10 protein-coding genes are annotated in these 12,782 nt (G+C 70.7%); 4 read left to right on the forward strand and 6 right to left on the reverse strand.

The features are described from left to right. Nucleotides 1-6: 6 nt before the first annotated feature. The 4 genes from H7694_RS08060 to H7694_RS08075 form a co-directional block, all read right to left on the reverse strand. Nucleotides 7-780 carry a hypothetical protein gene (locus H7694_RS08060; protein ID WP_193598974.1) on the reverse strand — a complete coding sequence of 258 codons (774 nt, stop codon included), beginning with the start codon at nt 778-780 and terminating at the stop codon, nt 7-9. Further along, nucleotides 777-2,096: a MurT ligase domain-containing protein gene (locus tag H7694_RS08065; protein ID WP_193598975.1), complete on the reverse strand. Its 1,320-nt coding sequence runs from the start codon at nt 2,094-2,096 to the stop codon at nt 777-779. Before H7694_RS08065 ends, H7694_RS08060 begins: the two co-directional genes overlap by 4 nt. After that, a complete protein-coding gene (locus H7694_RS08070; protein ID WP_193598976.1) occupies nt 2,093-3,343 on the reverse strand; it encodes an RNA polymerase sigma factor in 1,251 nt (416 codons plus the stop codon). Before H7694_RS08070 ends, H7694_RS08065 begins: the two co-directional genes overlap by 4 nt. Nucleotides 3,344-3,507: 164 nt before the next feature. Continuing rightward, nucleotides 3,508-4,437 carry a proteasome assembly chaperone family protein gene (locus tag H7694_RS08075; protein ID WP_193598977.1) on the reverse strand — a complete coding sequence of 310 codons (930 nt, stop codon included), beginning with the start codon at nt 4,435-4,437 and terminating at the stop codon, nt 3,508-3,510. Between the two features lie 112 nt (nt 4,438-4,549). On the opposite strand from H7694_RS08075, the gene H7694_RS08080 reads away from it, so the two are divergent. From H7694_RS08080 to sucB, 3 genes are all read left to right on the forward strand, one after another. Then, nucleotides 4,550-6,025 carry a leucyl aminopeptidase gene (locus H7694_RS08080; protein WP_193598978.1) on the forward strand — a complete coding sequence of 492 codons (1,476 nt, stop codon included), beginning with the start codon at nt 4,550-4,552 and terminating at the stop codon, nt 6,023-6,025. Further along, nucleotides 6,025-7,398, forward strand: a complete 1,374-nt coding sequence (lpdA, locus tag H7694_RS08085; protein ID WP_193598979.1) for a dihydrolipoyl dehydrogenase — start codon at nt 6,025-6,027, stop codon at nt 7,396-7,398. The genes H7694_RS08080 and lpdA overlap by 1 nt, the downstream gene beginning before the upstream one ends. 67 nt (nt 7,399-7,465) lie before the next feature. After that, entirely contained in the window at nt 7,466-9,277 is a 1,812-nt protein-coding gene (gene sucB, locus H7694_RS08090) for a 2-oxoglutarate dehydrogenase, E2 component, dihydrolipoamide succinyltransferase (RefSeq protein WP_193598980.1), read from the forward strand. Between the two features lie 24 nt (nt 9,278-9,301). On the opposite strand, the gene H7694_RS08095 is transcribed toward sucB, so the two are convergent. Beyond that, on the reverse strand, nt 9,302-10,684 hold the full coding sequence (locus H7694_RS08095; protein WP_193598981.1) for a hypothetical protein: 1,383 nt from the start codon (nt 10,682-10,684) through the stop codon (nt 9,302-9,304). A 124-nt stretch (nt 10,685-10,808) separates the two neighbouring features. Between H7694_RS08095 and H7694_RS08100 the strand changes: the two genes are divergently transcribed. Beyond that, the gene (locus H7694_RS08100) at nt 10,809-11,519 is read left to right on the forward strand and encodes a DUF4191 domain-containing protein (RefSeq protein ID WP_193598982.1); all 711 of its coding nucleotides are present in this window, start codon (nt 10,809-10,811) and stop codon (nt 11,517-11,519) included. 67 nt (nt 11,520-11,586) lie between these two features. Here H7694_RS08100 and H7694_RS08105 read toward each other — a convergent pair whose 3' ends face one another. Further along, nucleotides 11,587-12,774, reverse strand: coding sequence for a RimK family alpha-L-glutamate ligase (locus H7694_RS08105; protein WP_193598983.1), 1,188 nt, complete (start codon nt 12,772-12,774; stop codon nt 11,587-11,589). Nucleotides 12,775-12,782 lie beyond the last annotated feature (8 nt).

Raw genomic sequence — 12,782 nt, forward strand, 5'->3', positions numbered from 1 at the left:
TCCGACTCAGAGCTGGATGGTGTTGAAGCCCTTGCCGTGCACGAGCGACTCGATGGCGGCGCGGGCGCCTGCGGCGTAGGCGTCGAGCGATTCGACGTCGCGGCCGAGGTCGAGCTCGATGCCGCGCCGGTTCGCGACCGCGGTGAGCAGCTCGCGTGAGAGCTCGGGATTCAGCGGCAGCAGCGGGCCCTGCACGTTCGACGCGAAGGCGTTCTGCACACGCACCAGTTCGCCGCGCGCGGATGCCTGCCCCGCTGCGGGAACCGCGAAGCTGCCCTGGCCGAAGGCCACCCGGCCGAAGCCGTGCTCGGGGTTCGCGAGGGTCCACTCGCTGGCGTAGTCCTCGAATCCGATGACCCGGCCGGCGGCGGTCTCGACGACGATGTAGCCGACCTTACGGCGACGGGTGCGCTCGACCTGTGCGTCGAACACGCCAAGGCCGTCGAGCCGCTCGCCGTCCAGCGTCGTGACGCCGCTGCTGAGCAGCTCGGCGCCACCGCCGACGGCCAGCAGAGCGCCACCGTCCGCCACGAAGGAGCGGATGCCGTCACCGCGAGCGGCCAGATCGGCGTGCACGCCGCGCATGGCCGACAGCGGTCCGTTGCCGATGATCAGGATGTCGAGGTCCGCGGGCAGCTCGTCGCCGACGGCCACGGGATGGAACCCGACCGTCACGCCGGCTCGCTCGAGGCGACGCTGCAGGGCGCGGACGTTGCCGCGGTCGCCGGTGACGCCGAGCGTGTCGGGGTAGAGCTGGGCGATGCGCACGGTCGTGGTCATCGGCGGGCCACCTCCTGGTCGCCGTGGCCGAGGATCCTGCGGCCGATCATCATGAGCTCGTAGTTCACGAACCAGGTCTGCCGTCCGGCAGCCGTCGGCGGCAGCTCGCGCATCATCGCGACCGCCTTCTCCATGTCGGGTTCGACGGTTCCGATGCGCACCCCGGCGTGCTCGAGCGCCAGCGCGAGCTGGTACGCCTTCTCGCCGGTGACGACATCCACCGACTCCAGCGCGTCGAAGTCCACGTCGTACAGCCACGACACGTCGGGCGTGCCCTCGTCGATGGCGATCAGCGCGTGCTCGGGCGTGCCGTCCAGCGCATCCAGGTTCATCTGCAGGCTGGGGGCGTTCTTGAACATGACGAACTCGACCTGCTCGCCGGCGGGGTCGCGTCGCAGCGGGATGACCTCGCCGCGCCCGTAGGCGGGCGCCATGCGGGCGAAGCCGTCCGCGGCGCGGTCGACGGAGAACCCCTCGCCGAGCACGCGGGATGCCACCGCCAGCGCCGCCGCGGCGTCGGCCGCGTAGTGCAGGCCGCGCGCGGGAAGCCGCACCGCAGCATCCTGCCCCCCGACCCGCACCGTGACGTCGCGGCCGTCGACGCCGCGCACCTCGGAGTACGCATCGCGCGTCTGGATGCCGGCGTTGCCGCTGCGCGTGTCGGCCGCGTTCGAGAGCCCGTGCGCGGAGGCCGCGACGATCTCGGGCGCGACGCCGAAGAACGACACCGGCGCCCGCATGGCGGACACGTCGATCTTGCTCAGATACGGGTCATCGCGGTTGACCACGACGTGCGAATGCGCGCGCTTCGATGCCTCGAGCATCATGTCGGCGACGCGCTCGGTCTCGTAGAACCGGTACAGCTGGTCGACCTGAACGTTCAGCGACAGGATGACCGCAGGCGAGAGCTGGTCGGCCAGGTCGGCCGCGTAGCCCTCATCGACCTCCAGCACCGCCACATCGGCGCGGATGCGGCCGGTGAGGGTGGCGTCCGCGAGCAGTGCGCTGGTGACGCCCTGCGGCAGGTTCGCGCCCGTCGGGTTCGTGAACACCTTCAGCCCGTGCGCCCGCAGGATCTCGCTGACCATATGGGTCGTCGTCGTCTTGCCGTTCGAGCCCAGCACGAACACCACGCCGTACCGGAACTGGTCGGCGAGGGTCGGCAGCAGCGAGGGTGCCAGACGGTTGGTGAGGTAACCAGGGAACGCCGAGCCTCCCCCGCGCAGGCGGGTCGCGAAACGCGCGACCTTGCCCGCCAACACGGGGAAGACGTACCGCAGACCGGCTGACCTGGCCTGGGGCGCCGCCGACATCATTCGAGGTAGTCCCGCAGCGACTGCGACCGGCTCGGGTGACGCAGCTTCGCCATCGTCTTCGACTCGATCTGGCGGATGCGCTCACGCGTCACGCCGAAGGTGTCTCCGATCTGGTCGAGCGTCTTGGGCTGGCCGTCGCCGAGGCCGAAGCGCATCCGGATGACACCGGCCTCGCGCTCGGACAGCGAGTCGAGCAGCTGCTCGAGCTGGCGCTGAAGCATGGTGAAGCCCACCGCGTCCGCGGGGACCACGGCCTCGGTGTCCTCGATCAGGTCACCGAACTCGCTGTCGCCGTCCTCGCCGAGCGGGGTGTGCAGCGAGATCGGCTCGCGGCCGTACTTCTGCACCTCGATGACCTTCTCGGGGGTCATGTCGAGTTCGCGGGACAGCTCCTCGGGCGTGGGTTCGCGGCCCAGGTCCTGCAGCATCTGGCGTTGCACGCGGGCGAGCTTGTTGATGACCTCGACCATGTGCACCGGGATGCGGATGGTGCGGGCCTGGTCTGCCATGGCGCGGGTGATGGCCTGACGGATCCACCAGGTGGCGTAGGTCGAGAACTTGAAGCCCTTGGTGTAGTCGAACTTCTCGACGGCACGGATCAGACCCAGGTTGCCCTCCTGGATGAGATCCAGGAACTGCATGCCGCGGCCGGTGTAGCGCTTGGCGAGCGAGACGACGAGTCGCAGGTTCGCGCCGAGCAGGTGGCTCTTCGCGCGCTGGCCGTCACGGGCCACCCACTGCAGGTCGAGTCCGAGCTGGTTGGACTTCTCGGCCGCCGACATCGTCGACAGCTTCTCCTCGGCGAACAGACCGGCCTCGATGCGCATCGCGAGCTCGACCTCTTCGGCCGCGTTCAGCAGCGCGACCTTTCCGATCTGCTTCAGGTAGTCCTTGACCGGGTCGGCGGTCGCGCCGGTGATCTGCGTGGAGTAGACAGGGACGTCATCCTCGTCGCTCGAGGAGATGACGATCGCACCCGTCGGCAGCGGCTCGGTGAAGACGGGCTTCTTGTCGCCCTCCTCCTCTTCCGCGTCGGCGGTCTCGGCGGCCTCGTCGTCGGTGTCGACGTGCTCGTCCTTCTTCGCGGCGCGCTTGCCGGCAGGCTTCTTCGCGGCCGTCTTCTTCGCCGGCTTCTTCTCGGCGGCCTCCACCGCCTCCGCCGCGGCGTCGACCTCAGGGGTCTCCACGTCTGCGGCGGCGGTCTTCTTCGTGGTCGTCCGGGTCTTCTTGGTCGTGGCAGGAGTCACGTTTCGCCTTTCATGGAGCGGTGCACGCGCTCCGGGCCTTTTCGGACACTAGTAAGACCCTTGTCAAGCCCGGCCGGGGTGGGCGCGATGGTTGACAACGGGTCGGACATCCATTATCGCACACCCCGGAGCATCCGGCATCCTCGCGGGACCCGCGCGTCGGGTCAGCCGAGCTTGTCCTCGTCACCGGGCCGGCGATTGGCCAGGTAGCGCTCCAGTTCGGCGGCGAGTTCGTCGGCGCTGGGCAGGTCGCGCTCGTCGAAAGCATCCTCGCCGTCGCCGTCCTCATCGCGTCCGGCCATGTACGCGTCGTGGCGCCGCTCGAGCGTGTGGAGCATCTGGGTGAGCTCCTCGTTGCCGTGCACCTGCTCCTCCACACGCGTGAGGAACTCCTCGCGGCGCTGCTGCACCTCGTCCATGCGCAGCACGAGCCCGGTGGAGATCATGAGCTTGTCCGCGGCGGCGAGCACCGTGTCGGGGTACTCGGTGTCGGCCAGGTAGTGCGGCACGAGCAGCACGAATCCCGCGACCCGCACATCGTGCTCGATGAGCCGGTACTCCAGAAGGTGCCCGGCCGTGGCAGGTACCTGGGTGCGGGGACGCCAGACCGAATGGGCGGCGATGAGGTCGCGCCGGTTGCCGCTGACGGTGGTGCCCAGCGGCCGGGTGTGCGGCACGGGCATCGCGATGGAGTGCACCCAGCTCACCGCCGACACCTGGAAGGCGTCGACGAAGCTGACGATCGCGGCGGTGAACGCGTTCCAGGCGAAGTCGGGCTCGTAGCCCGCGAGCAGCAGGAACTTCTGACCGAGCGCGTCGTGCGCGAGGGAGAGCTCCAGACGGGCGGGGCGGAACTCCGTCAGGTGGTCCTGGTCGAAGACGATCACCGGGCGCCGCGCGCGGTAGTCCAGCAGCACGTCGTTGTCGAATACGACCAGCGGCTGGGGGTCGGCCGTCTCGTTCAGGTGGTCGATCAGGCCCGACACCGCGCTCCCGGCGTCGGTGAATCCGGTGAGCAGGATGACCAGCGGCAGGCCGGTCGGCACGTCCGGGGCGCCGGGGATCGAGTCGAACAGCTCTGCGGAGAAGGGCATGACTCAATGCTACGAGCAGGGAGGTCGGCGCGGCGGGCGGCACTCATGCTGACAGCGAACACGGAGCCGGCCGTGTCCGCGAGAGCCTGCGGCCGCTCCCTAGGATGGAGACATGACGCTTCCCGTGATCTCGCACACGACCGATCCGTTCCCTGGAAGTCCTGCAGACGCCGCAGTGCTCGTCATCCCCGAACCCGAGAGCTCGGCAGAGACCCTGTCCGGCTACGAGGGGCTCACCGAGACGCTCGCCGCCGTCGGCTACAAGGGCACCGCCTCCGCGTTCGCGCGGATGCACCTTCCCGCCGTGACGGCCCTGCCCCTCGCAGTGGTCAGCGCCGGTCCGGCGCCGACGGCGCCGAGTGTTCGGGATGCCGTCGCCACGGCGGTACGCAGCCTGACCGGCTTCGACACCGTGGCGATCGGCTTCGCTCCGGGACTCGAGCAGTTCGCGGATGCCGCGACCGAGGGCGCCCTGCTGGGCGGATACCGCTTCGACGACTACCGCTCGCAGAAGAAGCCGGCACCGGCGAAGACGCTCGTGCTGCACGCCCCGGAGCTCGCCGACGAGGCGCTCGAGAGCGCACGCGCGGTGGCCGAGGCGGTCGCCCTCGTGAAGGACCTCGTGTCGGTGCCCGCCGAGTGGCAGAGCCCGGCGCAGCTCGCGCAGACCGCCGCCGACTCGGTCGAGGCGCTGCCGATCGAGGTGGAGATCCTCGACGAGACCCAGCTCGAGGAGCAGGGCTTCGGCGGCATCCTCGGCGTGGGCCGCGGCTCGGACCGTCCGCCGCGCCTGGTGCGCCTGAGCTACTCCCCCGCCGGCGCCGTGCGGCACATCGCGCTGGTCGGCAAGGGCATCACCTTCGACACCGGCGGTCTCTCGCTCAAGCCCGCCACCGGCATGCTCGGCATGAAGTTCGACATGGCGGGAGCGGCGACCGTGCTGGCCGCGGTGCGCGCGATCGCCGCGCTGCGCCTGCCGGTGCGCGTGACCGCCTGGATGTGCATCGCCGACAACATGCCCTCGGGCCGCGCCACCCGCCCCGGTGACGTGCTGCGGATACTCGACGGCCAGACGGTCGAGGTGACGAACACCGACGCCGAGGGCCGCCTGGTGATGGCCGACGGCCTGGTCGCCGCGAGCCGCGAGAACCCCGATGTGATCATCGACGTGGCCACGCTCACCGGCGCGATCATCGTCGCGCTCGGCATGCGGCACACCGGCGTCATGGGCGATGACGCCGCCGTCGCCGAGTACCTCGCCGCGGCCGGGCAGGTCGGCGAGCTCGCCTGGGCCCTGCCGCTGCCGGATTACATGGAGGAGTCGCTCGACTCGCAGATCGCCGACATGGTGAACGCGAACATGGGCGACCGCTCCGGCGGATCGATGTTCGCCGGGCTGTTCCTTCAGCGCTTCATCGGCCGCGTCTCGGATGCCGACGACGCACCGCGCATCCCCTGGGTGCACCTCGACATCGCCGGTTCGTCGGAGCACAAGGGCTCCCCGTACGGCTTCACCGAGAAGGGCCCCACCGGCGTGGCGGTCCGCTCTCTCATCGCGTTCGCACGCGCATCAGTCAAGGAGGCCTGATGGCAGTTCACGAGTACGACCTCGTCATCCTCGGCGGCGGCAGCGGCGGCTACGCCGCGGCGCTCCGGGCAGCCGAGCTCGGCAAGAAAGTCGCCCTGATCGAGAAGGACAAGGTCGGGGGCACCTGCCTGCACCGCGGCTGCATCCCGACCAAGGCTCTGCTGCACGCCGCAGAGGTCGCCGATCACGTCCGCACCGCGGCATCCGTCGGCGTCACCGCCACGTTCGACTCCGTCGACGCAGCGGGCGTGCGCACCTACCGCGAGGGCATCGTCGCCAAGAAGTTCAAGGGCCTGGAGGGCCTCATCAAGGCGCGCGGCATCACCGTCATCCCCGGTGAGGGCCGGCTCGAGGCCGACCGCACCGTGAGCGTGGGCGATGACCGCTACACCGGCGCCGACGTCGTGCTCGCGACCGGGTCGTACAGCCGCACGCTGCCCGGCCTGGAGATCGGCGGACGCATCCTCACCAGCGAGCAGGCGCTCGAGCTGGACGAGGTGCCGAAGAAGGTCATCGTGCTCGGCGGCGGCGTCATCGGCGTCGAGTTCGCCAGCGTCTGGCACTCCTTCGGGGCCGAGGTCACGATCGTCGAGGCGCTGCCGCACCTCGTGCCCAATGAGGACATCGCTCTCAGCAAGGGCCTGGAGCGTGCCTTCCGCCGCAAGGGCATCGCCTACAACCTCGGCACCCGCTTCCAGAAGGCCGAGCAGGACGAGAGCCAGGTCACCGTCACCCTCGAGGACGGCAAGGCCTTCAGCGCCGACTACCTGCTCGTCGCCGTCGGGCGGGGACCGGCGACCGCTGGTCTGGGCTTCGAAGAGGCCGGCATCACCCTCGATCGCGGCTTCGTGACCGTCGACGAGCAGCTGCGCACCGGCGTGCCGGGCGTGTGGGCCGTCGGCGACATCGTGCCCGGCCTGCAACTCGCGCACCGCGGCTTCCTGCAGGGCATCGCCGTGGCCGAGCGCATCGCGGGCATGGACGTGGCCGCCCTGCCCGAGACCCAGATCCCCCGTGTCACCTACTGCAGCCCGGAGGTGGCGTCGGTCGGCGTCACCGAGGAGGCCGCCGTGGCGGCGCACGGTGCGGATGCCGTGGTCGCGTACGAGTACAACCTGGCCGGCAACGGCAAGAGCGAGATCATCGGCACCGGTGGGACTGTGAAGGTCGTGCGCCAGAAGGACGGCCCGGTCCTCGGCGTGCACCTGCTCGGCGACCGTGTCGGCGAGCTCATCACCGAGGGACAGCTCGCTGTCTCCTGGGAGGCGCACCCCGAGGACATCGCGCCCCTCATCCACGCGCACCCGACGCAGAGCGAGGCACTCGGCGAAGCCTTCCTCGCTCTCGCCGGAAAACCGCTCCACGCACTCTGAAGCGCACCAACCCGGCGCCCGGGTCACTAAGCTTGTGGCGTCACAGATTTCTGAAGGAGACTCCGTCATGAGCACACCCGTGGTCCTTCCCGCACTCGGGGAGAGCGTCACCGAGGGTACGGTCACTCGCTGGCTGAAGCAGGTCGGCGACACGGTGCAGGCGGATGAGGGCCTGCTCGAGATCTCGACCGACAAGGTCGACACCGAGATCCCCTCACCGGTCAGCGGCGTCATCGAGGAGATCCTCGTGGCCGAGGACGAGACCGTCGAGGTCGGCGCGCTGCTCGCGCGCATCGGCGACGGCAGCGGTGCGGGTTCGAGCGATGCCGCCCCCGCGGCCTCCGCCCCCGCTGCTGAGGCCGCACCGGCCGAGGCAGCACCCGCGCAGGCCGCGCCCGCCGCTGAGGCACCCGCTGCTCCCGCCGCCGAGGCCGCTGCCCCCGCGGCTCCCGCCGAGCCCGCCCCGGCCGCCGCCTCCGGCGACGCCACGGACGTCGTCCTGCCCGAGCTCGGCGAGAGCGTCACCGAGGGCACCGTCACCCGCTGGCTGAAGGCCATCGGAGACGAGGTCGCCGTCGACGAGGCGCTGCTCGAGATCTCCACCGACAAGGTCGACACCGAGATCCCCTCGCCGGTCGCAGGCACGCTGCAGGAGATCCTCGCCGGCGAGGACGAGACCGTCGCCGTCGGCGCCGTGCTCGCCCGCATCGGCTCGGGCGCCGCCGCTCCGGCAGCAGCGCCCGCCGCCCCGGCCCCCGAGGCTGCTCCGGCACCCGCCGCCCCGGCACCTGCTGCGCCCGCCGCGCCGGCTCCTGCGGCCGCGGCTCCTGCTGCACCGGCTCCCGCTCAGCCCGCCGCCCCGGCGCCCCAGTCCGCTCCGGCTCCGGCCGCTCCGGCTCCCGCCGCGCCGGCTCCCGCCTCCGCAGCTCCCGCGCAGGCCGCTCCTGCCGAGCCCGCCGCCTCGGATGACACGCTTTACGTCACCCCGCTCGTGCGCCGCCTGGCGAGCCAGCAGGGCATCGACCTCGCGACCGTCACCGGCACCGGTGTCGGCGGACGCATCCGCAAGGAGGACGTGCTGAAGGCCGCCGAGACCAAGGCGCAGGCTCCCGCCGCCGCTGCACCGGCTGCTCCGGCGCCGGCTCCGCTCGAGGTCTCGCCGCTGCGCGGCACGACCCAGCCGATGTCGCGCCTGCGCAAGGTCGTCTCCGAGCGTGCCGTGGCCTCGATGCAGCAGACCGCCCAGCTGACCACGTTCATCGAGGTGGACGTGACCAAGCTCGCCGCGTACCGCGTCGCGAAGAAGGACGAGTTCCAGCAGAAGACCGGCGACAAGCTGTCGTTCCTGCCATTCTTCACCCTCGCGGCCGCCGAGGCGCTGCAGGCGTTCCCGATCATCAACTCGACGGTCGACGCCGACAACAACATCGTCTACCCGGCCACCGAGAACATCTCGATCGCCGTCGACACCGAGCGCGGTCTGCTCACCCCCGTGGTGCGCGACGCGGCGTCGAAGAACATCGCGCAGCTCGCCCACGAGATCGCGGACCTCGCCGCCCGCACGCGTGACAACAAGCTGAAGCCCGACGAGCTGGCCGGTGGCACGTTCACCGTGACCAACACCGGTTCGCGCGGTGCGCTGTTCGACACGCCGCTGGTGTTCCTGCCGCAGTCGGCGATCCTCGGCACGGGTGTCGTCTTCAAGCGCCCCGGTGTGGTCACGGTCGACGGCGTCGACGCGATCGCCGTGCGCTCGTACGTGTACCTGGCGATCTCGTACGACCACCGCACGATCGACGGTGCGGACGCCGCCCGCTTCCTCGGTGCGATCAAGAACCGCCTGGAGGCCGCGGACTTCGCCGCAACGCTGGGTATCTGAATCAGCGCAGGCAGCTGAGACCGCTCAGCCCTTCCCGGATGGCTGGTCGGCGACGTCATACACGTCGCGGACCAGCCATCCGTCGTTCTGGCGCACGATCACGAGCATCTGCTCGCTGTGGCCGTCATCCGGAGCGAGGCGGATGACGGCGATGTCGCCGTAGTCCTCGATGAGCGTGACCGCTCGCCGCGCGCTGTCAGGGCCGAGCCGTTCACGCGCGGCGGCCCCGCTCCCGGCGACCACGGCGTCGGCGCATTCGGCATCCTCCTCGGCCCTGCAGGCGTCGATCCTCTTCAGCAGGAGCGTGGCGCTGTGCTCGGGCGTTCCGGCGGCCGGCTCATCGGCATGCGTCTCGCCACCGGCATCCGGTTCCGGCTGCTCACTGACCGCCTCTCCGGTCGCGGGGGCGGCCGTCGCCCCGGCCGCCGCCGGGGTCTCTTCCGGCGCGTTCGTCTCGATGCCGGCCGGGACGCGCTCCGTCGCCGACGAGTCGTCGCCACCGGGCCAGAGCAGCCCGCCGACGAGCACGGCTCCGGCGGCGGCGGCGCCCACCAGCAGCATCCGGCCCCTCGGTGGCCGTGCGCCACTCTCGCTGTCCTCCCACACGTGTCCGGGGCGGCGGGGAGTCCGGTCCCGCCACCGCTCGCGCAGTGCCAGCACACTCGCGGCCACGCGCATCCTCAACCCGGCGACCCGCTCACGGAGCGCCGGCCGCTCTCCGGCATCCTGCGGCTCCCGCATCCGCTCACGATGGAGCGGAATGGCGCGCACCCGCTCCGGGGCGTGCACATCGCGGTTCAGCGGACGCGGTGCGGCGAGCTCCGTGAGCGTCCGCTCCCATTCGTCCAGATGGCGCGCGACCAGGCGGTGGTCGCCCGCCTGAGCCGCGATCTGCTCCAGCACCCGATCGAGGGCTCGGTCGGCGCGGTCCTGCCGGAGACGATCGATGATCCCGGCCGCGGCCGGCGCGCACGCCGCGCCCTCGCCGGGCACGAAGACCGGGCGCGCGGCGTCGTCCAGCCACCATCGGCCGCGCAGGTCACGGTCGGCGACCTCGACGATGCCGCGCAGCATGCTGCCGACCAGGGTGACGACCTCCCCCGCGGTCAGCGGATCCTCCGCGCTCGCGCGACGGGCGAGCAGCACGTCGACCGCATCCGCGCACCACGGCAGCAGCGCATCGTGGCCGTCCCGCGCCCGCACGACATCGCGCACCCCCGCCACGTGCTCGGCCCCGGCGAACTCCCACAGCACCGGATCCACGGCAGACGCAGGTGCACGCACCCGCTGCCGGTCCCCGTCGCTGACGAGATCACCGGCGAACGCGCTGTCCTCCGCATCCAGGCGCCGGATGACCCGATGCGCGCCGGGCACCAGCGCCGGGGCGCCCTCTTCGACGTCGTCCATCCCACCATGACAGTCCACCCGGGCATCCGGCGGGCCGGCATTCCCGGTGGCTGTGGATGAATGCCGCAGATCCGTCAGATGTGCAGGGCGAACCGCACAGCCATGACTCGGTAGGCTGTTACCCATGGCAAAGCGTGCTCCCGACGTCGAGAAGCGACCCGGCTTCTTCTCCCAGATCCGTTCCCTCTTCCGGTTCACCCGCGAGGTATACGGCTGGCTTCCGTGGGCGCAGATCGCCATCCTCATCGCCGGAGTGCTCATCGGCCTGATCCTGGGCTACCTGCTCGGCGGCGGCACCGTGCTCTCGCTCGTCCTCTGGGGCATCACCGGCCTCATGCTCGGCGTGCTCGGGGCGATGTTCCTCATGACCCGTCTGTCGACCAAGGCGATGTACGCCAAGATCGACGGGATGCCGGGCGCCAGCGGTCACGTGCTCAGCACCAGCCTCGGGCGTCGCTGGCAGGCCTCCGACACCCCGGTGGGCATCAACCCGAAGACGCAGGAGGCGGTCTACCGGGCCATCGGCCGCGGCGGCATCGTGGTCGTCGGCGAGGGAACCCGCGGTCGTCTGACACGTCTCGTCAACGAAGAGCGCCAGAAGGCGCAGCGCGTCGCGCACGGCGTGCCCGTGACGGTGCTGTACGTCGGCCACGGCGACGACGAGGTGGCGATCGCCGACCTCTCCAAGACCATCAAGAAGCTTCCCAAGGCGATCGACAAGGCCACCATGGCCGCGGTCATCCGCCGCATCGAGTCGGTGTCGCAGTCGCTGTCGTCGCTGCCGATCCCGAAGGGCATCGACCCGACGAAGGTGCGCGCGCAGCGTCCGCGCTGATCACGCCCCCTGAGCACGAAGAAGCGGCGCCCCTCTCCTGCGAGAGAGGGGCCGCTTCTTCGTGCTGTCACTCGGCCAGCGGCTCCTTGGGCAGCCGCCGCACCCGCGGGCGCCTGCGGCGCTTCTCGGGGATCATCGAGCGCATCTCCTCGAGCTTGCCGAAGCACAGCAGCCGATCCTCGGCTTCGAGCACGACGTGCTTGCGCGGATTCGGGATGACGCTGACACCGCGATGCAGCGTGAGCACGGTGACGTCGCGGTCCCACAGCCCCAGTTCGCCGAGCTTCATGCCCACCTGCTCGGCGCCGGAGTGGATCAGCAGCTCGGCGACCCCGTAGCCGGTCGAGACGCTCAGTCGCTGGCGGATGTCGATGTCGGGGAACGCGACTTGGTTCGCGATGTAGTCGATGATGGCACCGGCCACGTCGAGCTTGGTGGCCGCCTCGATGCCCTGCAGCCCCGGCGAGGAGTTGACCTCCATCACCAGCGGGCCCCCGTCGCTCTCGAGCATGTCGACACCGGCGACCCGCAGGCCCATGATCTGCGCCGAGCGCACCGCGGTCTGCTCGTACACCGGGTCGAGCGTGACGGGCTCGACCCGCCCGCCGCGGTGCACGTTCGAGCGGAACTCGTCGCCGTCGGCGACGCGTCGCATCGCGGCGACCACCCGGTCGCCCACGACCAGGGCGCGGATGTCGCGTCCGCGGCTCTCGGCGATGAACTTCTGGATGAGCACGTTCTGCTTCGTGGAGTGCAGCGTCTCGATGATCGCTTCGGCGACCTTCACCTGCGGGGCGAGGATGACGCCGATCCCCTGCGTCCCCTCGAGCAGCTTGATGACGACAGGCGCACCGCCGACCCGCTCGATGGCGGGGCGCACGTCCGCCCGGTTGCGCACGAACGCCGTCGGGGGCATGGCGATGTTGTGGCGGGAGAGGATCTGGTTGGCGCGCAGCTTGTCGCGCGCGCTGGAGATGCCGTTGGCGGTGTTGGGTGTGTACACGTCCATCTGCTCGAACTGGCGCACCACCGCCGTGCCGAAGTACGTGATCGAGTTGCCGATGCGGGGAAGGACCGCGTCATAGTCGCTGAGCTGGCGGCCGCGGAAGAACAGATCGGGCGCATCGGCGGTGAGATCGATCGCGAACCGCAAGGTGTTGAGGACCTTCACATTGTGGCCCCGCTGCTGCGCGGCGGCCCGGAGGCGCTGCGTGGAGTACGACTGCGGTGCCCGCGAGAGAACGGCGATCTTCACAGATGTTT

The sequence above is a fragment of the Microbacterium sp. YJN-G genome (assembly GCF_015040615.1).
GTDB lineage: Bacteria > Actinomycetota > Actinomycetes > Actinomycetales > Microbacteriaceae > Microbacterium.